This window comes from Streptomyces sp. BK208 (assembly GCF_004364245.1).
GTDB lineage: Bacteria > Actinomycetota > Actinomycetes > Streptomycetales > Streptomycetaceae > Streptomyces.
The window spans coordinates 680,129-701,065 of the sequence record NZ_SOAV01000002.1 but is presented as its reverse complement, the minus strand read 5'-3'; the positions used below and the strand labels follow the sequence as shown (position 1 = coordinate 701,065).

The following is a 20,937-nucleotide window of genomic DNA, read 5'->3' as shown; positions in this document are numbered from 1 at the left end:
TGGTCAGCGGGCCTTGATGTCGACGATGCGCCAGCGGTCGGCTTCCAGCCGTGCCGTGACGGTGAGTTGGGCCGCGGCGGTGGTGGGTTCGGCCTCGCCGTCGCTCGTACGTTCGCCCTTGCCTCCGCTCTCGCCCCGGTGGGAGGTCTGGTCGAGGAAGACCAGCAGGCGGGCCCGGTCGCCGTCGAGTTCGATCACTCCGGTGCGCACGGCCCGGGTGCTGAGGGTGACGCGCTGCTCGGTGAGGTCGTCGCGGACCCGGGCGAAGAGGGTCGCGTACTGACGGGCGGCCCGGCCGTCGAGGACGGTGCTCGCGGAGCGCTCGGCGGCCGCGGTGCCGTCCGGCGTGTAGGAGAAGACCCGGGCGAGGGCGTTGCCGACGTCGCCCGCGACACGGGAGGTGGCCCCGGTGTCGGTGAGCGCCTGGTTGCGGGCGGGAGCGGCCGACCTCAGCTGGTGCGCGGCGTAGAGGAAGCCGCAGCCGCCGAGGACGAGGGCTGCGGCGGTCCCGGCCAGGACGGCTTGCCGCAGGCGCCCGGTGGACCGGCGGGGGGCGGGGCCGTCGCTGGGGGTGTCGGGGGCCCCGGGGGCGTCCGGGGTGCCGGAGGCGTCGGACGCGTCGGGGTCGCCGGGGGTCCCGAAGGCGTCCGTGCCGTCGGGGGTCCCCGAGGCGTCCGTGCCGTCAGGGATCCCGGAGGCGTCCGTGCTGCCGGGGGTCCCGGAGGCTCCTGGGGCCTCGGAGGTGCCGAGGCGGGTCTCGGCGGGTTCGTCCCCGGCGTCGGTCTCCCGGTCCCGGGGCCACTCGTCCTCCGTGCCGGGTTCCGGCTGGCCGGCCCTGCGCGGCCACCACGTCGGTGTCATCGCTCCTCGCCCCTCTGCTCCTGCGCGACCGGCACCGCGCTCAGCGCCCTCACCTTCCACTCCCCCTCGCCCGTGCGGGACAGCACCGCCTCCAGGCGCTTGCGGTCGGTGGCCGGCTTCGCCGTCCCGGCCGGGGTGACCTCGACGCGGACGGTGGCGATGAGCTTGGCCGTGCCGGACCGGGTGTCGAGCGCGGTGACGGCGGCCTCGGTGACCGTGCCGCGCGCCGAGCTGCCCGCCTTGGCCTCGGTGCCGCCGAGTTCCTCGCGCAGCGGCCCGGTGGAGACGGCGCGCCAGTCCCGGATGCTGCGCTCCGCCCGCTGCCGGGTGGCGGCGTCGAGCGTGGTGAGCACGGCGATGCCCTCGCGCCCGTCGGCGAGCGCCTCGTCCCGCTCCCGGCCGTACACCAGCGCGTCGTCGGTGCGTGCCTGCGTGTACGTCCACGCGCCGGTGCCGCAGAAGGCGAGGGCCAGCACGAGCCCCGCCGTGGTGAGAATCCGCGCCCGCCTCATCGCGCGCTCCCGGTGCCGGCCGGCGCGAGGAGACCGCTCAGGCCGCCCGGTGCCTCGCCGCTCTGCCCGGGCAGCGCGAGCGCGCCGGGGAGGGCCGGAGCGCCGCCCCCGGCCGGGGTGCCGTCCTTGGCCGGGGTGGCTCCGCGGCTGCCCGAGGGCAGGGAACCGGGTCGGGCCGGGTCGGGCACCGCGCCGCCCTTCGGGGCGTTGGCGGAGCCGCGCACGTTCTTCCCGCCGGCGGCCGGGGCGGTGCAGGACGCGCCGGTGTTGAGGGCGGGGGCGGTGCCGAGGTCGAGGCCGTTGCGGTAACGCGTCCCGCCGTAGCCGTCGGTGCAGGGCAGGGGGCTGAAGAAGGTGACGGCCAGGCCGAGGTCCAGCTTGCCCCCGTCGACCGCGGTGGCGCCGGCGGCGACGGCGGCCGGGTACTTCACCAGGAGTTCCTCGATGCCGCGCTGCCGGGTGACGGCGACCTCGGAGGTGGTGAGGAGGTTCGCCAGGACGACGCCGAGGCTGGGGTCGAGGTCCCGCAGCAGGCCGCTGACCTGGGTGGCGGCCTCGGGGGTGACCGCGAGGAGGCGGCGCAGGTCCGCGTCGGAACCCTTGAGCGCGGCGGCCAGGTCCTTGGCGCCGACGGCGAAGTCGCGGATGGCCCGCGCCTCCTGGGCCTGGGTGCGCAGGACGGTCTCGCCGTCGTCGATCAGCAGGGTGGTGGACGGCAGGGCGCGGTCCGCGGCCTCGACGAAGTCGCTGCCGCTGTCGAGCAGCACCTGGAGGTCGTCGCCGTGTCCCTCGAAGGCCTTGCCGAACTCGTCGACGACCGTGCGCAGATCCTCCAGCGGGACGGAGTTCGCGAGGTCGTCGACGCTGGCGAGGACGTCGGTGACGGGCGCGGGCACCTCGGTGTCGGCCTGTTCGATGCGGGTGCCGTCGGCGAGGTAGGGGGAGCCGTCGCTCTCGGGCCGCAGGTCGATGTACTGCTCGCCGACGGCGGAGAGCCCGGCGACCACGGCCTTGGTGTCGGCGGGGATGCGCGGGGCTGACTTCTTGATGCGCAGTTCGGCGACGACCCCCTCGGCGGTGAGGTCGATCGGGCCGACCCGTCCCACCGAGACGCCCCGGTAGGTGACGTCCGAGTGGGTGAAGAGGCCGCCGGTGCGCGGGAGTTGCACGTCGACGGTGTAGTAGTCGGCGACCCCCACGTACCGGCCGAGGTCGGCGTAGCGGATGCCGAGGAAGGCCAGGGCGAGGACGGCGATGAGGAGGAAGGCGAGGTTCTTCAGCCGTACGGCCAGGGTGATCACCCGCGTTCACCTCCGGTCGCCGAACGGGACGCGGAACCCGGTCCGGGGCCGGTCCCGGAGCCGGTCACGGAGGGCAGCGGCAGCGGGGAGGCGGGCTGCTTCCTCGCGGCCGGGTCCGCCCCGCCGCCGGGCGTCGCGGACGCCGACGGGGAGGGCGTGCCCCCGGGCACCAGCGGAGGGATCACCTCGGTCCCCGGGACGGCGACCACGCTCAGGTACGTGTTCAGGTAGTCGCCCTTCACCCCGCGCAGCACCTCGTCGGTGAACGGGTAGGTCAGCATCACCTGGAGCGAGTCGGGCAGGTCGGTGCCCGCGTCGGCGAGCGCCTTCAGCGTCGGTGCGACGGCCTTGAGGTCGGCGATCATGTCGTCCTTGCTCGCGTCGATGGTGGAGACGGCGACGCCGGAGAGCGTGTCGAGGGAGCGCAGCATGGTCAGCAGCGAGCCGCGCTGCTTCTCCAGCGTCTTCAGTCCGGGCGAGAGGTCGGTGAGGACGGTGTCGACGTCGTCCTTGCGGGTGGCGAGGGTCGAGGAGAGCCGGTTGACGGCGTCGAGGGCGTCGGTGATGTCGTCCCGGTGGTCGTCGAGGTCGCCCACCAGGGTGTCGACCCGCTTCAGCATCGAGCGGACCTCGGGTTCGCGGCCGCCGAGTGCCGCGTTGAGTTCCCGGGTGATGGTCTTGAGCTGGCTCACTCCGCCGCCGTTGAGGAGCAGGGAGAGCGCCCCGAACACCTCCTCGACCTCGGTGTTGCGGCTGGTGCGGGCCAGCGGGATGACGCTTCCGTCGGTCAGCCGGCCGGCTCCGGTCTCCTTGGCGGGGGCGACGAGCTGGACGTACTTCTCACCGAGCAGGCTGGACTGTTCGAGCCGCGCGGTGGCGTCGGCGGGCAGCCGCACCTCGCCGTTGATCTCCATGGTGACGCGTGCCGACCAGTCGTCCTCGCCGAGTTCGATGCCGGTGATCCGGCCGACGGCCACGTCGTTGACCCGTACGGCGGCGTGCGGGACGAGGCTGAGCACGTCCTGGAGTTCCGCGGTGACGGTGTAGGGGTGGTCGCCGAGGTCGGCGCCGCCGGGCAGCGGCAGGTCCTCCAGGCCGTCGAAGCCCGGCACCCCGACCCGGACCCCGCCGAGGGTGAGGGCGAAGGCGAGGCCGAGGGCGACCAGTCCGCCCGCGGTGAGTGAGGCCGCCCGGCCGCTGGGGAGGGCTGCGCGTCTCATCGGCCGTCCCCCTTGCTCCCGTCGTCGTGTCCGCCGCCGCTCCGGGTGCCGGCCCCGTCGGACACCCCGGCCACGGGCAGCGGCAGCAGCGGGCCGCCGATACTGATCTCGTTGAGGTTGGCGCGGCCGTCGAGGGTGCGGGTGTCGGGGTTGTACGCGTTCACGACGTTGCCCGCGGCCAGCGGTGCCACGTCCAGCGCCTCGGCCAGCGAGGCGCGTTGCTCGACCAGCGTCTGCGTGATCGGGACGAGCCGGTCGACGTTCTTCTTCAGCTCGCCCCGGTTGTCCTCGATGAAGGTCTTGACCTGGCCGAGGGCCTTGCCGAGTTCCTCCAGCGCGCCGGTGAGGTCGTCCTTGTTGTCGGCGAAGAAGCTGACGACGTCGTCCAGTCCTTCCTGGGCGGTGCGCACATCGGTGTCCTTGTTCTTCAGCATGGTGGTGAAGGTCTGGAGACTGGAGAGCGTCGTGAACAGGTCGTCGCTGCTGCCGTCGAGGGTCCTGGCCGCCTTGCCGAACTCCTCGACGCTGTCGCCGATGGCCTCGCCGTTGCCGTCGAGGTTGTCGGCGCCGGTCCTCAGCAGGTCGGACAGGGCGCCGTCGGCGTTGGCGCCGTCCGGGCCGAGGGCGTCACCGAGTTCGGTGATCGAGTCGTAGATCTGGTCGATCTCGACGGGGACGTGGTTGCGGGCGGCGGGCAGGACGGCGCCGTCGGCCAGGGTGGGGCCCTTGCTGTAGGCGGGGGTGAGCTGCACGTAGCGGTCGGCGACGATGCTCTGCGCGACGACGACGGCCCGCGCGTCCCGGGGGACCTCGACCCCCTCGTCCAGCCGCAGGCCGACGCGGACCCGGGTGCCCTCGGGCCGCACCGACTCCACCTCGCCGACCCGCACCCCGAGGACGCGCAGGTCGGACCCGGCGTAGACGCCGACGGCGCGGTCGAAGTAGGCGGTGACACGGGTGCCGTCGGCTTCGAGGACCCGGACGGCGACGAGGCCGCCGGCGGCGAGCACCACGAGGGCGAGCACCCCGGTGAGGATCTTTCGGCGTCGGGTCATCGCTCACCGCTCCCCTGGGCCGCGGCCGGCTGTTTCGGCGGCAGGCATCCGGTCTCGGGCTGGGAGGTCTCGGGCAGGTAGGAGCGGGGCACGACACCGCACAGGTAGCTGTCGAACCAGCGGCCGTTGCCCAGGGTGTTGCCGACCAGGCGGTAGTACGGGCCGACCAGCGCGAGGGTCTCGCCGAGCCGGGTGTCGTTCTCCTCCAGGACGCTGGTGACGCGGCCGAGCGCCTTCAGGGTGGGGCCGAGCTGCTTCTCGTTGTCCTTGACGAGTCCGCCGAGTTCGGTGCCGAGGTCCTGGCTGCCCTTGAGCAGGGCGCTGATGGCGGCGCGGCGGTCGCGGAGTTCGCCGAGCAGCGGGCCGCCGTCCTCGATGAGGGTCTCGAAGCCGGACGTGTTGTCCTCCAGCGTCTTGGTGAAGTCGGAGCTGCCCTTGAGGAGTTCGGAGAGCTTCGCGTCCCGCTTGGAGAGGGACTTCGACAGGTCGGACAGGCCGGTGGCGGCCTTGCGCACGTGCGGCGGAGAGTCCTTGAAGGTGTCGGAGATGGTCCGGAAGCTCTCCGCGAGCTGCCCGGTGTCGATGTCGTCGACGGTGCCGCTGAGGTCCTGGAAGGCCTGGGTCACGTCGTAGGGGGAGGTGGTGCGGGTCAGCGGGATGCGGGCGTCCGGGTCCTGGCGGCCGGAGCCGAGCGGGTCGAGGGCCAGGTACTTGTCGCCGAGGACGGTCTTGATGGCGATGGCGGCGGTGGTGCGGTCGCCGAGCCAGGCGTCCTCGACCTCGAAGGTGACCTTGACCTTGGGGCCGTCGAGCGCGACGCCGGTCACCCGGCCGACCTTGACCCCGGCGATGCGCACCTCGTCGCCCTCGCCCAGGCCGGCGGCCTCGGAGAAGTCGGCGCTGTAGGTGGTGCCGCCGCCGAAGGGCAGCCGGTCGACGCGGTAGGCGAGGAGGGCGAGCAGGGCGAGGACGAGCAGTCCGACGACGCCGACGGCGACCGGGTTGCGTTCCTTGACGGGCCTGAGGTGCGGGCGCCTCATCCGCGGCACCTCGATTCGGTGATCGCGATGCCGGTGGGCGGCTTCGAGCCGTCGGAGGTGGTCACTCCGCTCACGCGCGCCTCGCAGAGGTAGAGGTTGAACCACGATCCGTAGGAGGACAGGCGGGCCAGGGCGGTCATCTTGGCGGGGGACTTCTCCAGGAAGTCCTCGATCTGCGGGGTGTGCTCGCCGAGACCTGCCGACAGCCGGCCCAGTTCGCGGATGTCCTCCTTGAGGGGTGCGCGTCCGTCCTCGATCAGGCCGGCGGTGACCGTGGTCAGGTCGCCCATGGCGGCGACGGCCTCGCCCAGCGGCTTGCGGTCCTGGTTGAAGCCGGTGACGAGCTTCCGCAGGGTGACGACGAGGTCGTCGAAGCCGTCCTCGCGGTCGTTGAGGGTGTCCAGGACGGTGCTGAGGTTCTCGACGACCTCGCCGATCACCTTGTCCTTGGCGGCGACGGTCGTGCCCAGTGAGCCGATGTGGCGGATCAGGCTGTCGACGGTGGCGCCCTCGCCCTGGAGCACCTGCACGATCGATCCGGCGAGTTCGTTGACGTCCTCCGGGGAGAGCCCCTCGAACAGCGGCTTGAAGCCGTTGAAGAGCAGCGTGAGGTCCAGCGCGGGCGTGGTGCGGTCCAGCGGGACGGTGCCGCCCTCCGGGAGGGTGCCGGCGAGGTCGCCGCTGCCGCGGTCGAGGGAGACGTAGCGCTGGCCGACCATGTTGAGGTACTTCACGGCGGCCGTGGTCGACCGGGGCAGCCTGCGGTCGTCGCGGACGGTGAAGGTGACCTGGGCGGTGCGCCGGTGGACGACGCGTACGTCGGTCACCTTGCCGACCGTCACCCCGGAGATCCGCACGCTGTCGCCGTCGACGAGCCCGGTGACGTCGGTGAACAGGGCCTTGTAGCTGGTGGTCCCGCTGTCGGAGTCGGCACCGGTGCCGGCGACGCTCAGGCCGAGGACGGTGGTGGCGAGGACGGTGACCACCACGAAGACGAGGGACTTGACCAGCGGTCCGGTCAGCGGGCGGCGCCGGGTGTGCGCGGTGTCCGGCCTGGTCATCGGAGCGTCACCTCCGTACCGCGGTAGACGGGCCCGGCGAGCAGGCTGCTCCAGTCGGGCAGGTCGCCGGGGCTCTTCCCGGCGGCGGGGGCGATCAGTTCGTTGACGAGGTCGTTCTCCTGCGGGGAGTTGGCGGGCCCGAGGTCCTGGGCGGCCGCGGGGGTGGCGGCGCGCGCGGTGGGCCGGGGCAGGGTGCCGAGGTAGGGCACGGCGGGGCAGCGGGGGCCGCCGCCGGAGTCGTACGCCGGGGTGTCGCGGCCGGGGCGGTAGGCGCCGCGGGAGGCGACGGTGGTGACGTCGACGTGGATGCCCGGCCGGTCGGTGCCCTTGCCGAGCGCCTTGTCCATGGCCGGCACGAAGTCGGCGAGGGTGCGCAGGGTGCAGGGGAAGGCGGCGGAGTACTCGGCGAGGAGGGTCAGGGTGGGCCGGCTGGTGGCACCGAGCCGGATGATGTTGTCCTTGTTCTGACGCAGGAAGGCGGTGACGTCCTCGGCGGTCCGGGTCGTGGCGCCGAGGGTGGCGGCGAGTTCCGCCTCCTGCTCGGCGAGGGTGCCGCTGGTGGTGGTGAAGTCGGTGAGCGCCGTGAGGATGTCGGGCGCGGCGTCCGCGTAGACGTGGCTGACCTTCACGAGTTCCTTGAGGTCGCGGTTGAGGGCGGGCAGGTGGGGGTTGAAGTCCTTCAGGTGCTCGTCCAGCAGGGTGAGCGTGTCGCCGAGCCGTTCCCCGCGGCCTTCGAGTGCCTGCGAGACGGCGGACAGGGTCGCGGAGAGCTTCTGCGGCTGGACGGCGGTGAGCATCGGCAGGACGTCGTCGAGCACCTGCTGGAGCTCGATGGCGTTGGCGGACCGGTCCTGGGGGACGACGGCCCCGGCGGCCAGGGTCTCGGGCGAGGGGTTCGCGGGCGGTACGAGGGCCACGTACCGCTCGCCGAACAGGGTGGTGGGCAACATCTGCGCGCGCACGTCGGACGGGACGTGGTCCAGCGCGCCGGGTTTCATGGCGAGGGTGAGCCGGGCGCCGTCGCCGGTGGCGTCGATGGCGCGGACCTCGCCGACGACGACGCCGCGCAGTTTCACCTCGGCGCCGGGGTGCATCTGGTTGCCGGCGCTGCCGGTCTCGACGACGACCGGGTCGGAGTCGGTGAACTTCTTGTCGTAGACGGCGACGGCCAGCCAGACCAGCAGGACGGGCACCAGCACGAACACCACTCCGGCCAGCCGGTTGCGCAGCCTCTGTCCCCGCGCCCCGCGTGCTCCTCGCGCCTTGCCGGGTCCGCTCATCTCACCCCGCCACCTTCACGGTCGTGGTCGCGCCCCACAGGGCCAGCGACAGGAAGAAGTCGGTGACGCTGATCAGCACGATGGCGTTGCGCACGGACCGGCCGACGGCGACGCCGACGCCGGCGGGGCCGCCGGAGGCGCGGTAGCCGTAGTAGCAGTGGGCGACGATCACCATCACGCTGAAGATCAGCACCTTCAGCACGGACAGCAGGACGTCCGTCGGGGAGAGGAAGAGGTTGAAGTAGTGGTCGTAGGTCCCGCGGGACTGGCCGTTGAACAGGACGGTCACGTAGCGGGAGGCGAGGAAGGAGGAGAGCAGGCCGATCGCGTAGAGCGGGACGATGGCGACCACGCCGGCGATGATGCGGGTGGTGACCAGGTAGGGCATGGAGCGGATGCCCATGCCCTCCAGCGCGTCGACCTCCTCGTTGATGCGCATGGCGCCGATCTGGGCGGTGAAGCCGGCCCCGACGGTGGCGGAGAGGGCGAGTCCGGCCACGAGCGGGGCGATCTCGCGGGTGTTGAAGTAGGCGGAGACGAACCCGGTGAACGCGGCGGTGCCGATCTGGTCGAGGGCCGCGTATCCCTGGAGGCCGACGACGGTCCCGGTGAAGAGCGTCATCGCGATCATCACGCCGATGGTGCCGCCGATGACCCCGAGGCCGCCGGAGCCGAAGGCCACCTCGGCCAGCAGGCGCTGCACCTCCTTGAGGTAGCGGCGCAGGGTCCGGGGGATCCACAGCAGCGCCCGGACGTAGAAGAGCAGTTGGTCGCCGGAGCGGTCGAGCCAGACGAGCGGGGAGGCCATCGGACCTCAGCCTCCCTTCGGCGGGACGATCTGGAGGTACACGGCCGTCATCACCATGTTGACGAAGAAGAGCAGCAGGAACGTGATGACGACGGACTGGTTGACGGCGTCGCCGACGCCCTTGGGCCCGCCGCGCGGGTTGAGCCCCCGGTAGGCGGCGACGATGCCCGCGATGAACCCGAAGACCAGCGCCTTGAGTTCGCTGACGTAGAGGTCGGGCAGCTGGGCGAGGGCGGAGAAGCTGGAGAGGTAGGCGCCGGGCGTGCCGCCCTGCATGATCACGTTGAAGAAGTAACCGCCGAGGATGCCGACGACGGAGACCAGGCCGTTGAGCAGGACCGCGACGCCCATGGCGGCCAGCACCCGGGGCACCACCAGGCGCTGCACGGGTGAGACGCCCATGACCTCCATGGCGTCGAGTTCCTCGCGGATCTTGCGGGACCCGAGGTCGGCGCAGATGGCCGAGCCCCCGGCGCCGGCGATGAGCAGGGCGACGATGAGCGGGCTGGCCTGCTGGACGACGGCGAGGACACTGGCGCCGCCGGTGAACGACTGGGCGCCCAACTGCTCGGTCAGGGAGCCGACCTGGAGGGCGATGACGGCGCCGAAGGGGATCGAGACCAGGGCGGCGGGCAGGATGGTCACGCTCGCCACGAACCAGAACTGCTCGACGAACTCGCGGAACTGGAAGGGTCTTCGGAAGACGGCGCGGACCACTTCGGCGGCGAGCGCGAAGAGCCGTCCGGTCTGCCGCAGCGCGCCCGTGATCACGCGCCGCTCCCCGCGGCGGGCATCGGCAGGGTGGCCGCCTCGGCACTCCTCGCGTAGGTGTCCCGGATGGCGGACCGCGCGGCGGGCGGCAGGGTGTCGATCATGCCCAGGACGCGTTCGCGCCGGCGGGCGACGGCCCGGCGCGGCGGCATGCCGGGCGACGGCTCCAGCTGCGGGACGATCACGCGGGGCCCGGCCGGGGCCGAGGGGGCGACCGCCTCGGCGGCGAGGGTGGCCGCGTCCTTCTCCTCGGACATCCCGATGGGCCCCTCGCGCCGGCCGCCGAGGAACTGGGCCACGACCGGCTCGTCGCTGGTCAGCAGCACCTCGCGCGGGCCGAAGGTGACCAGCTCGCGCAGGAAGAGCATCCCCATGTTGTCGGGCACGGTGGCGGCGATGTCCAGGTTGTGGGTGACGATCAGCATCGTCGCGTCGAGCTGGGCGTTGAGGTCGATCAGCAGCTGGGAGATGTAGGCGGTGCGGACCGGGTCGAGCCCGGAGTCCGGTTCGTCGCACAGGATGATCTGCGGGTCGAGGACGAGCGCGCGGGCCAGTCCCGCCCGCTTGCGCATGCCGCCGCTGATCTCCCCGGGGAGTTTCCCCTCCGCCCCCAGCAGTCCGACGACCTCGATCCGCTCCATGACGATGCGGCGGATCTCGGACTCCTTCTTGCGGGTGTGTTCGCGCAGCGGGAAGGCGATATTGTCGAAAAGAGACATGGACCCGAAGAGAGCACCGTCCTGGAACATCAGGCCGAAGAGTTTCCGGGTCTCGTAGATGTCTCTTTCCGGACTGTTCACCATGTCCACGCCGTTGATGAGGACACGGCCCTTCTCGGGTTTGAGCAACCCTATGAGCGATTTCAGGAAAACGGTCTTACCGGTTCCGGACGGGCCCAGCATCACGCTGACCTCTCCGGCCGGAAGAGTGAGTGACACGTCCCGCCAGATGCTCTGCTTACCGAAGGACTTGGTCAGGCCCTCGACCACCACTTCGATTCCCATATCACCTCCAGCGGACGCCGATCGGAAACGCGCTGCGGGCCCGCACGTTAAGGCGGCCCGGAGCGCACTGACAACGGGTGCGGCGCGGATCTTCGGCGCCCCCGCGGAACTTGTCACCGCGCAGACAAACCGCCCGCCGCACACTTGTCTCCGGGGAGACAGGGCAGGGTCTCGCGGCTCCGGGGGGTGTGGAGCCCGCGGGACCCCGCCGGCGGACGCCCCGGCCGCACGGGATGTGGGCACGGCGCGTCCGCCATGGCTCCGGCCGACGGGGGCCACCGACCTGGAACCGAGCACCGCACCGGCACGTTACGGCCGAGTAACCTCGGCGGGCAACACCGGGATCGGAGTTTTCCGGGATACCGATCCGCACCCTCCGCAACCTGTCAGGGAAAGCACAGAAACCCGTCGGTAACTTGTCATCAGGTGAGTATTACGACGCCGTACCGGGTGAGCTTCACGGAGATGAGGCATCATCGGCCGGACGTCCCGTCCTTGGCAGCAGGTGACTAAGGGGAATCGCGATTCACTCACTCCGGAAACAGCTTGTTCCAGTTTTCAAAGAATCATGGACGGCCGCATTGTTCGGCTATGTTTCCCGCGAGTAACGTCACGGCTCAATGCAGGTCGACCCTCAAGGAGACTCCCCAGCCATGAAGAAGAGCATGAGAAGGTCAGCCCTCGTGGTGTGTGCGGCCGCGTCGGCGCTGGGTCTTGCCGCCGTCCCGTCCTCGGCGGTGCCCTCCACGGTGTGGACGGTCAACCCCTCACCGGCCAGCTTCCAGGCGACGAACGTCGGCAACATCGTGCTGACCGCCACCATCCCCATGACGTGTACGGTCTCGACCGCGGCCGGGACGATGGCGAGCGCCACCGGCAACCCCGGTGACGTCGCCGACATCACCACCATGAACTTCGGTACGTCCGGCTCGCCGTGCACCAGCGTCCTCGGCAACGTCACCACCACGTCGGTCACCCCGTGGGACGTCATCGCGCAGGACTACACCGCGTCCACCGGCGTGACCAAGGGCTACGTGGGCAACGTCAAGGCCAACGTGACCGCCGGCGCCTGCAAGTTCACCGTGTCGGGCAAGGCCTCGGGCACGTACACCAACTCCACCGGTGTCCTGGCGATCAACAGCACGGCCGGTGAACTGGTGGTCACCAACCCCGTCAACTGCGGCGCGGTCGTCACGACCGCCACGAAGCCCACCTTCAAGGGCAACTACGCCGTCAAGAAGGCGGGCACCACCGTCATCCCGACCATCGTCGGCTCCAACCCGTAGGCCGCCGACCAGCCGCGAACGCCCGGCCGGCACCCCGGCCGGGCGTTCGCGGACCGTGTGCCGTGTGCCGTGTGCGAGGAGACCGGCCCCCGTCCGAGCCAGCCGAGCGGAGTCGCAGTGACAGCCAAGCCAGCCGCCGCCCCGCGGCCGCCCCGGGTCCGCGCCCGGACCACCTCGATCGCCGCGTTCGTCGTGCTCGCCGCCCTGATCCCGACCACGGCGTCCGCCACGGGAACCCAGGAGGTCGAGGCCGAACTCCCCTACGTCTGCACCCTGCCCTCGGGTCCGCTGCCCGCGACGGTGCGGATCTCGGCGGACTTTCCGGAGCGGGCCGGGGCGGGCGAGGCCTTCACGCCGTCCGACGTCACCACCACGGTGGAACTCCCCGCGGAGGCGGTCGCGGACCTCACCGGGACGGGCGCGACCGAGGTACGGGCGGCCACCCGGCTGGACGTCGGCGTCGTCCAGAACGCGGCCTCGGCGACGGCGACCTGGCGGGGAAGCGCCGAGCCGCTGGCGCTTCCCGCGTCGGGACCGCTGACCCTGGTCACGGGGGGCGACGTGCCCTCGGTGGCCGGCCAGGGCGACGGCGACCTGACATTCTCCGCGGGAGCCCTCGCGATCGACCTGGCGCTCGACGCCGCGGACGCCACCGCGGACCGGAGCGCCACCGGGGCCGCCGGAGCCACCGGGACCCCCGGAGCCACCGGGACCACCGGCGACCCGGCCACCGAGGGACCCGGTGCGCTGACCGTCGACTGCTCCCTCGCCGAGGACGCGCCGGGCCAGGGCCTGCTGGCCACCGTGCCGGTCGGCGCGGGCGGACCGGGAGCGAGCGGTTCGCCCTCCTCGCCCGGGGCGGACGACACCTCGGGGGCGCCGCAGGACGGGCAGCCGGAGGCGCCGGAGGACCGGCAGGGGGAGCGGCAGTCCGAGCGGTCGCCGAAGGTGCTGGAGAACAGCCCCGGCGCCGCCGCGGACCGCGGGAAGGTCCTCCCGTGCCGCTACGACGAGCAGCACCCGCCCACGGACGTGTCGCTCAACGCCTACGTCACCGGCTACGCCAACGTGAAGAAGATGAAGGGCGCCGCGTACCTGCCGCCGTCCTGCGTGCTGATCGAGCAGGGCCTCCCCGTGCCGGGTCCCGCCGACCCGGACTACCTGATCTTCGACACCGTGTCGTACGGCGACTTCCACTACCGGGAGCGCAAGCAGACCCCGCCCTTCGAAGCGACCTTCCTGTCCTTCGACTTCACCCCGGTGAAGGCGACCATGGTGCTGGAGCAGACGGGCCCCTTGCGGATCGACTCGCGCATGAAGATCCGCCTGTCCGACTTCACCACGATCACGGACACCTACGTGCGGGCGCCGCTGGTCCTGCGCGTACGAAAGCTGGAGGTCAACGGAACGCCCCTGGACGTCGGTTCCGGGTGCCGGACCGAGACGTCCCTCACCTCCGAGGACCCGGACCCGGCGAACTTCCCGGGTGACCACCTGGTGCTCTACGGCCGGGGCGAGCAGGTCATCGGCCTGCCGGCCACCGGTTACCTGCTGCTGAGCGGCGGCGTGCTGTCCGGCGAGACCGCCGTCCCCGCCTTCACCGGCTGCGGCACCGACGGCGAGGACCTCGACCGGCTGCTCACCGCCTCCGTCTCCGGCCCCGGCAACTACATCAAGCAGGTTCAGGGACAGACGTGCGCGATCGCCGCCCCGGTGTTCCCGAGCCCGGACAACGAAGGCCAGTGCACCCAGGACCTCCAGCCCTACGAGGTCCCCGTCGCGGAGCGCTGACCGTCCCCCGTCTCCCACCTCCACGGAAGGCCACCACCATGCCCCCGATCTCCACCCGTACCCGGCTCGCCACCGTGTCCGCGCTGACCGCGCTCGGCGCCTTCGCCTCGCTGGGCACGGCGACCGCCGCCGGCCCCGCGCTGAACGGCGAATGGGCCCCCTTCACCCGCTGCCCCGTGGACGCCCCGGCGATGCTGGCCGCCGACGGCTTCGACCGGACCCCGCAGTGCGTGGTGTCCACGTCGGCGAGCGGCTCCATCAAGCTGGGCTCCACCACCGTGACGACCGGCAGGACCAATCTCCAGATCGGCGTCGTCCAGAACGCGGACGGCACCAGCAGTGTGGTCGCCCCCGCCTCCGGGGCACTGGTCGCCGAGCCCGCCTCCGTGCCCGGCGGGCTGCTCGGCCTGATGTGTCCGAGCGACATCTTCGTCATCACGGGGATCTGCAAGTCGCTGGAGAACTCCAGCCTCAACAAGATCACCGCGACCATGGAGTCGGTCGGCGCGCCCTACGCCTTCGACCAGGCCGCGGGCGTCCTCACCGACCTGCCGATCGTGGCCCTGCCGGTCCGCATCCACCTGGAGAACCCGCTCCTCGGCGACAAGTGCTACATCGGGACGGCCGCCGACCCGATCGTGCTGCACCCGGCGAACCGCAACTACCCCGAGTTCGGGATGACCTTCTTCCGGGGCGACGGCACCGCGGACGAGGCCGGCGAGATGAGCCGGATCAACCTGGTCGGCGCCACGCAGAACGACAGCAGCTTCGCGGTGCCCGGCGCGACCGGCTGCGGCCTGAACGTCGGCCTGATCAACGCCGCGGTCAACGCGAAGACCGGGCTGCCCTCCCCTGCCGGGAACAACAGCCTCACCCTCAACGACACCCGGACCCACCTCACCGGCCTCAACGCGCCCGGGACCGTCGTCCCCGACGCGGGCAAGGTGCTCTCGAAGAACTGGCACTCGGCCGTCCGGTAACAGCCGCGGGCACACACAACCGCGACACGATTCCTCCCCAAGAGATGTACAACACAACAAAGTTGATTTACCGTCAGCTTGCCAGACCGGTGAACTCCCAGTGGGCCGGTCCAGGCTCCGCCCGCCGAGGGCGGGGCCCGGCCGGTCCGCCCCACCGGACATGTCGACGGCAAGGGATCGCTCATGCCCTCAAGCGCGCCTCCCCCGGTGCTCGGTGAACCGCTCGACCCCCTGCCCAAGAAGTTCGCGGCGTTCATGCGACCGCTGCTTCCCGGGCTGCTGAACGAGATACGCACCGAGGTCACCCGCAGCTATCCGGTGTACGGCAGGCTGCTCAACGGTCCGGACGGGGACGCGATCCGCCAGGGCGTGGAGCAGGCGCTGACCGCCTTCGTGGACCGGGTGGCCGACCCTTCCAGCAGCTCGGAGCTGCGGGACGAACTGCTGCGCAGGTTCGGCCGGGTGGAGGCCTACGAGGGCCGCGACCTGGAGGTCCTGCAAGGGGCGTACCGGCTGGGCGCGCGCATCGCGCTGCGCCGGGCCAAGACGCTGGGGCGGCAGTACAGCCTCTCCCCCTCGCTGATCCTGGCCTTCGCCGACGCCCTCTTCGCCTACGTCGAGGAACTGGAGGCGATCACCCGCGAGGGGTACGCGGAGGTGCGGGAGCGGGCCGCCTCCGAGGAGTCCGCGTTACGAAGACAGTTACTGCACTTCCTGCTGGCCTCCGCGCCGCTGCCCCGGACGGCGGTCTCCGAACTGTGCAAGGCCGCCGCCTGGGAGCTGCCCCGGTCGTGCTTCCTCGTCGCCCTGCAGTCCCCGGCGCCTGAGCACATCCAGGCCGGACTCGACCGGGACGTCCTCGCCGACCTCGACATCCCGCAGCCGCACCTGCTGGTGCCCGGGGACCTCACCCCCGCCCGCCTCGACATGATCGGCACCGCCCTGGCCGGCACCCGCGCCGCGGTGGGCCTGACCGTGCCGATCACGCAGGCCGCCGACTCCGTCCGCTGGGCCCGCCGGGTTCTGCAGCTCGTTGACGAGGATGTCATTCCCGACGCGCCGCTGATCCGCTGCGAGGACCACCTGACCACCCTGTGGCTGCTGTCCGACGCCGCCCTGGTGGACCGGATCGCGGCCCGTGAGCTGGCCCCGCTGGACGCGCTTCCGGCCAGGCGCCGCGACCGGCTCGTGGAGACCCTGCGCGTGCACGTGTCCACCCGGGCGCCCGCGGAGCAGGTCGGCGAGCTGCTGGGCGTGCACGCACAGACCGTCCGCTACCGCCTGCGGACGCTCGACGCCCACCTGGGCGACCGGCTCGCCGACCCCGACCACCGCTTCGCCATCGAGGTGGCCCTGCGCTCGCTCCACCTGCGCGGCCACGACGACACGCGGTGACGTCCGCGGCCCTGGCGGGGGTCAGTGGGCCACGGGCCAGCCGCTGCTCCAGTCCAGGAGGTTGATGCCGAGCTTGGGCGTGCCGTTGTCGTCGCCGTCGTAGTAGTGGTAGACGATCAGGTCGCCGTCCACGTCGTTCATGATCGACTGCCCGCCGGGGCCGATGACGCTGCCGTGCGACTCCAGCACGGGTGTCCCGCCGTTGTCCGTCATGGCGACGCCGTCGCGGTCCCGGTAGGGCCCGGTGACGCTCGTCGCCCGGCCGACCTTCACCTTGTAGGTGGAGCCGGTCCCGGCGCAGCAGGTGTCGTAGGAGGCGAAGAGGTAGTAGTACCCGTTCCGCTTGACGACGTACGGGGCCTCGACGGCCTTGGTGCCGGTCGGGCGGGAGGCGAGGGAGCGGCGGGCGGTGTCGGAGGCGAGCTGCTTGCCGGTGGCCGGGTCGAGGCGGATCATCTTGATGCCGGTCCACCAGCTGCCGAACGACAGCCACCACCTGCCGTCGTCGTCGACGAAGAGGTTCGGGTCGATCGCGTTGTAGTCGCTGGCGGAGTTCGACGTGTAGACGATGCCGTGGTCGATCCAGCTGCCCGGCGCCCCGGTGGTGGAGCCCGCGAGTCCGATGGCGGAGGTGTTGGAGCCGAAGGACGAGACGGAGTAGTACATCAGGTACGTGCCGCCGTGGTACGAGATGTCCGGCGCCCAGGCCTCCGGGACGGTCGAGTACCGCGACCACCAGCCGGGCCGGGTGCCGAAGGCGTCGGCGCCCGCGGAGAACGCGGTGCGGTCGGCGGACGTCTTGCTGCTGATGCCGCCGCCGGTGGCGTAGAGCCGGTACTGCCCGGACGGGGTGCGGATCATCGTCGGGTCGTGGGTGACGACGGAGCCGGTGACCCGGCCGGGGTTCGGGTAGGCCGACGCCGTGCCGGGGACGAGGGCGAGCAGGGCGGCGGCGGGGAGAGCGAGGAGTGCGGTGCGCTTGCGCGTGCGGCTCATGGGGCGCTCCAGTTCCGGTCCGTGTGGTCCATCGACTTGTTCGACAGAACGAACGACGGTCGTCTGTTCGGACGGGAACGTAGAATCGAAGCGCTTGCGCGTCAATGGTTCGCGCGCCCGTGGTGGGTGCGGGGTCGCATCGCGGGGAGCACCGCCGGGGAGCGGACAGACGCCCTCCCGGCCGTTCGCACCGGCCGGTTCCCGCCGCCCGGCCTACGGGTTCTCCCACGCCGCCGGCTCCGCGGCCAGCCGTCGCACCGGGTCCGGCAGGGCGTCCGCCGCGAGGTCCGCGATCGTCACGCCCTCCAGGATCCGGCGCACGTTGGCTCGCAGCGCCACCCACAGCGGCAGCAGGGGTCCGGCCGTGCCGGTGTACACAAGGCCCGTCGGCCGCTCGCCGCGCACCGAGACGATCGGGCCGTCCACGGTCCGGATCACGTCCGCCACCGTGATGGCCGACGCCTCGCGCGCCAGCCGGTACCCGCCGCCCCCGCCGCGCCGGCTCTCGACGACGCCGCCGCGCCTGAGGTCGCCGAGGATCCCCTCCAGAAATTTGTGCGGAATGTCCTGCGCGGCGGCCACGTCCTCCGCCCTGACCGGGGCATCGCCCTGCCGGACGGCCAGTTCCAGTACCGCCCGTACCGCGTAGTCCGCACGCGCCGAGATCCTCATGCCGACCATTGTGGCGTCCGCTGGGACAATGACCCGGCACAGGCGGTCCCGGGCAGCCGACGGGACCGGAGGTACGCGCGCAACAGGAGAGGCTCCCTTGGAGCTCAGCAGGCCCAGCAGGCTCGGCAGACGAGCGTTCACCGCCCTCGCGGGCACCACCGTCCTCGGACTCGCGCTCGGCGGCAGCGTGAGCAGTGCGGCGCTCCCCTTCTCCGGCGCTCCCGGCCCCGTGCCCACGGGCCCGCCGCCCGGCCCGCCCGGTGCCGACGGCCGGCGCCACCGGGTCGCCATGGACCGGTACTCCCTGCTGGTGGACGGCAGGCGGCTGGCGCTGTGGTCGGGCGAGCTGCACCCCTTCCGGCTGCCGAGCCCGTCCCTGTGGCGGGACGTGCTGCAGAAGATGCGGGCGTACGGCCACAACGCGGTCAGCGTCCGCCTCGCCTGGAACCAGCACTCCGCCGCCCCCGGCGCGTACGACTTCACCGGGGTCCGCGACCTCGACCTGTTCCTGCGCACCGCCGCCGAGTGCGCCCTGTACGTCGTCCTGCAGCCCGGCCCGTGCATCGGCGCGGACGTGGACGCCGGGGGCCTGCCCGGCTGGCTGACCGCGGCCGGCGTCCGGGCCGAGGCCGCCGACCCCGCCTACCTGCGCCACGCCGACGAGTGGCTGAGCCGGGTCAACGCCGTCGCCGCCCGGCACCAGTTCACCCGGGGCACCGGCACCGTGCTGCTCTACCGGACCGACAGCCCCGAGCGTGCCGGCCTCGACCGCCTGCGCGCGCGGCTGCGCGCCGACGGCATCGAGGTGCCGCTGCTGCACTCCGGCTCCCCGCTCGTCTGGGAGGAGCCGGAGCGGACCCGGGACGCCGCCGAGGCGCGACGGCTGCACCTGGACCGGCTGGCGCAGGGGAGCACGCTGCACAACGTCCGGACGGCGTTCGGCGGGACCTCCTGGGGGTGGCTGTCCGCGCCGTCGGCGCCCTCACCGACGTACGACCCGACCGCGGCGATCGACGAGGCGCGGCGGCCCACGGACAAGCTCGCGCCGCTCCACCAGCTCGGCCACCTGCTGCGGCACGTCCCGGACTTCACCCGGATGACCCCGGCGTCGGCCGTCCGGGCCGCGGACGACCGCATCCGGGTGCGGCACCTCGCCAATCCGGACACCGGCGCGCACGCGTACGTCCTGCGCAACGACTCCGCCGCCGAGGTCACCTCGACGCTGCCGATGGGCGGGAGCGACGTGGAGGTCACCGTCCCGGCCCGGGACGCCAAGCTGCTCGCCACCGGGCTCCGCCTGGGTGCCGGGCGCAGGCTCGCCCACGCCACCGTGCAGCCCATGCTGTCACTGAGCGTCGGGCGGCTGGACATCGCCGCGTTCGTGGGGCGGGCGGGCGAGATGGCGCACCTGGTCCTCGACTGCCCGAGCGAGCCGTGGCCGACCCGGCTGGACGAGGAGGCCGCCTGGGCCTTCGACCGCGGGCAGTTGCACATCACGGTGCCGCTCGCGGAGGACCGGCTGACCCGGGTGCGGGTGCGCAGCGGCGAGTCCGACCGCACCCTGCTGCTGCTCCTCGCCGACGACGCCGCCTCGCTGCGGCTGTGGCCCTTCGAGACCCCGTCGGGCCGGATCCTGGTGCGCGGTCCCGAGCTGCTGCGCGACGCCGCGCTGGACGGTTCCGTGGTCCGGCTGACCGGTGACACGGTCGGTGAGCGCGAGCTGGAGGTGTGGGCGCCGCCCGGCATCACCGACGTCACCTGGAACGGCGCGAGGGTGCAGTCGGGCCTGGGCCGCGCCCAGAGCCTGATGACCGTGTGGCCGCTGCCGGGCGTGCCCGGGCTGGTCCTGCCCGCGCTCGACGGCTGGCGGCGGCGCACGGAGAACTTCGAGTCCGAGCCCGGCTACGGCGACGAGGGCTGGACGGTCGCCGGCCGGCGCACCTCGCACAGCACCACACCGGTCCCCGACGGGCAGCCCGTGCTCTTCGCCGACGACTACGGCTTCCACTACGGCGACGTCTGGTACCGCGGCCGCCTCACCGGCGCCTCCGGTGCGGAATCGGTGTCCCTCTCCTACCGCACGGACGCGCACGGCCTGCTGATGGCCTGGCTGGACGGCGAACCGCTCGGCACGCACCGCCCGGAGCCCGCCCACGAGGACGGCGGGGACGGCGGGGACGGCGGGGACGAGCCGGGCACGTGGACGGCCACGGCGGAGTTCCGGCTGCCCGGGACCGCGCGCGAGGCCCTGCGCGAGCGGCCCGGCACGGACCCGGCGCCCGTCCTGGCCGTCCTGGTCCGGAGCACGCCGCACGGCCAGGACGCGTACCGGACGGCACGCGGGCTGGTCTCGGCCCGGTTCGAGGGCGCCTCGCCCGACGTGCGCTGGCGGATCATGGGCGCGGCCGCACCCGACCCCGTGCGCGGACCGCTCAACAACGGCGGGCTGTACGGGGAACGCCACGGCTGGCACCTGCCCGGGTACGACGACGGCGCCTGGGAGGCCGGGTCCCCGGCGGACGCGCCGGACGAGGACCGGCGTCAGGGCGTGACCTGGTACCGGACCACGTTCCGCCTGGACGTGCCGCCGGAGATCGACGCCTCCGTCGGCCTGGTCCTCGACGGCGCCCCGGAGCGGGACGTGCGCGTCCAGGTCTTCCTGAACGGCTGGAACATGGGCGCGTACGCGGGCGGCGCCGCGGGTGCCCCGCACACCTTCGTCCTGCCGAACGGCATCCTGCGCACCCGCGCCGCCGCCAACACCCTGGCCCTCGCGGTCCTGTCCGGCGGCGGCACCGTGCCGGGTCCCGGCCCGGTGCGCCTGGAACTGCTGGGCAGCGCGGCCGGCGGAGTGCCGGTGAAGCCCGTGCCCTCCCCCGGCCGGCGCCGCGGCTGACCCGGGTC

18 protein-coding genes are annotated in these 20,937 nt (G+C 72.6%); 5 read left to right on the top strand and 13 right to left on the bottom strand.

The features are described 5' to 3' along the window. Positions 1–3: 3 nt before the first annotated feature. Genes EV562_RS35455 through EV562_RS07615 form a run of 11 tightly spaced genes read right to left on the bottom strand, consistent with a single transcriptional unit; the run spans position 4 to position 10,913 of the window. Entirely contained in the window at positions 4–861 is an 858-nt protein-coding gene (locus tag EV562_RS35455) for a hypothetical protein (protein WP_133885885.1), read from the bottom strand. Then, a complete protein-coding gene (locus tag EV562_RS07660; protein WP_133885884.1) occupies positions 858–1,373 on the bottom strand; it encodes a hypothetical protein in 516 nt (171 codons plus the stop codon). Before EV562_RS07660 ends, EV562_RS35455 begins: the two co-directional genes overlap by 4 nt. After that, positions 1,370–2,674: an MlaD family protein gene (locus tag EV562_RS07655; protein ID WP_133885883.1), complete on the bottom strand. Its 1,305-nt coding sequence runs from the start codon at positions 2,672–2,674 to the stop codon at positions 1,370–1,372. The genes EV562_RS07660 and EV562_RS07655 overlap by 4 nt, the downstream gene beginning before the upstream one ends. Continuing rightward, a complete protein-coding gene (locus tag EV562_RS07650; protein WP_133885882.1) occupies positions 2,671–3,894 on the bottom strand; it encodes an MCE family protein in 1,224 nt (407 codons plus the stop codon). The genes EV562_RS07655 and EV562_RS07650 overlap by 4 nt, the downstream gene beginning before the upstream one ends. Next, a complete protein-coding gene (locus EV562_RS07645; protein WP_243859985.1) occupies positions 3,891–4,949 on the bottom strand; it encodes an MCE family protein in 1,059 nt (352 codons plus the stop codon). Before EV562_RS07645 ends, EV562_RS07650 begins: the two co-directional genes overlap by 4 nt. Continuing rightward, positions 4,946–5,989, bottom strand: coding sequence for an MCE family protein (locus tag EV562_RS07640; RefSeq protein ID WP_133885881.1), 1,044 nt, complete (start codon positions 5,987–5,989; stop codon positions 4,946–4,948). The genes EV562_RS07645 and EV562_RS07640 overlap by 4 nt, the downstream gene beginning before the upstream one ends. Next, positions 5,986–7,050 (bottom strand): MCE family protein, encoded by a 1,065-nt coding sequence (locus EV562_RS07635; RefSeq protein WP_133885880.1) that lies wholly within the window; start codon positions 7,048–7,050, stop codon positions 5,986–5,988. Before EV562_RS07635 ends, EV562_RS07640 begins: the two co-directional genes overlap by 4 nt. Next, complete coding sequence (locus tag EV562_RS07630) at positions 7,047–8,330, bottom strand: MCE family protein (protein WP_133885879.1); 1,284 nt, start codon at positions 8,328–8,330, stop codon at positions 7,047–7,049. The genes EV562_RS07635 and EV562_RS07630 overlap by 4 nt, the downstream gene beginning before the upstream one ends. A gap of 1 nt (position 8,331) precedes the next feature. Continuing rightward, a complete protein-coding gene (locus tag EV562_RS07625) occupies positions 8,332–9,138 on the bottom strand; it encodes an ABC transporter permease (protein WP_133885878.1) in 807 nt (268 codons plus the stop codon). A 6-nt stretch (positions 9,139–9,144) separates the two neighbouring features. Then, entirely contained in the window at positions 9,145–9,909 is a 765-nt protein-coding gene (locus EV562_RS07620) for an ABC transporter permease (protein ID WP_059299236.1), read from the bottom strand. Further along, complete coding sequence (locus tag EV562_RS07615; protein WP_133885877.1) at positions 9,906–10,913, bottom strand: ATP-binding cassette domain-containing protein; 1,008 nt, start codon at positions 10,911–10,913, stop codon at positions 9,906–9,908. Before EV562_RS07615 ends, EV562_RS07620 begins: the two co-directional genes overlap by 4 nt. A gap of 653 nt (positions 10,914–11,566) precedes the next feature. On the opposite strand from EV562_RS07615, the gene EV562_RS07610 reads away from it, so the two are divergent. The 4 genes from EV562_RS07610 (at position 11,567) to EV562_RS07595 (ending at position 16,365) form a co-directional block, all read left to right on the top strand. Further along, positions 11,567–12,199, top strand: a complete 633-nt coding sequence (locus tag EV562_RS07610) for a hypothetical protein (protein WP_133885876.1) — start codon at positions 11,567–11,569, stop codon at positions 12,197–12,199. A 117-nt stretch (positions 12,200–12,316) separates the two neighbouring features. After that, complete coding sequence (locus EV562_RS07605; protein WP_133885875.1) at positions 12,317–13,990, top strand: DUF6801 domain-containing protein; 1,674 nt, start codon at positions 12,317–12,319, stop codon at positions 13,988–13,990. Between the two features lie 38 nt (positions 13,991–14,028). Then, positions 14,029–14,970, top strand: coding sequence for a hypothetical protein (locus tag EV562_RS07600; protein ID WP_133885874.1), 942 nt, complete (start codon positions 14,029–14,031; stop codon positions 14,968–14,970). Between the two features lie 183 nt (positions 14,971–15,153). Beyond that, positions 15,154–16,365: a PucR family transcriptional regulator gene (locus tag EV562_RS07595; protein ID WP_133885873.1), complete on the top strand. Its 1,212-nt coding sequence runs from the start codon at positions 15,154–15,156 to the stop codon at positions 16,363–16,365. Between the two features lie 21 nt (positions 16,366–16,386). Here EV562_RS07595 and EV562_RS07590 read toward each other — a convergent pair whose 3' ends face one another. Together EV562_RS07590 and EV562_RS07585 are read right to left on the bottom strand one after the other, a co-directional pair. After that, on the bottom strand, positions 16,387–17,361 hold the full coding sequence (locus EV562_RS07590; protein ID WP_133885872.1) for an arabinan endo-1,5-alpha-L-arabinosidase: 975 nt from the start codon (positions 17,359–17,361) through the stop codon (positions 16,387–16,389). A 213-nt stretch (positions 17,362–17,574) separates the two neighbouring features. Next, positions 17,575–18,033: an Rrf2 family transcriptional regulator gene (locus tag EV562_RS07585; RefSeq protein WP_133885871.1), complete on the bottom strand. Its 459-nt coding sequence runs from the start codon at positions 18,031–18,033 to the stop codon at positions 17,575–17,577. Positions 18,034–18,130: 97 nt separating this feature from the next. Between EV562_RS07585 and EV562_RS07580 the strand changes: the two genes are divergently transcribed. Next, positions 18,131–20,929 carry a beta-galactosidase gene (locus EV562_RS07580; protein WP_133885870.1) on the top strand — a complete coding sequence of 933 codons (2,799 nt, stop codon included), beginning with the start codon at positions 18,131–18,133 and terminating at the stop codon, positions 20,927–20,929. The last annotated feature ends 8 nt before the right edge of the window (positions 20,930–20,937 follow it).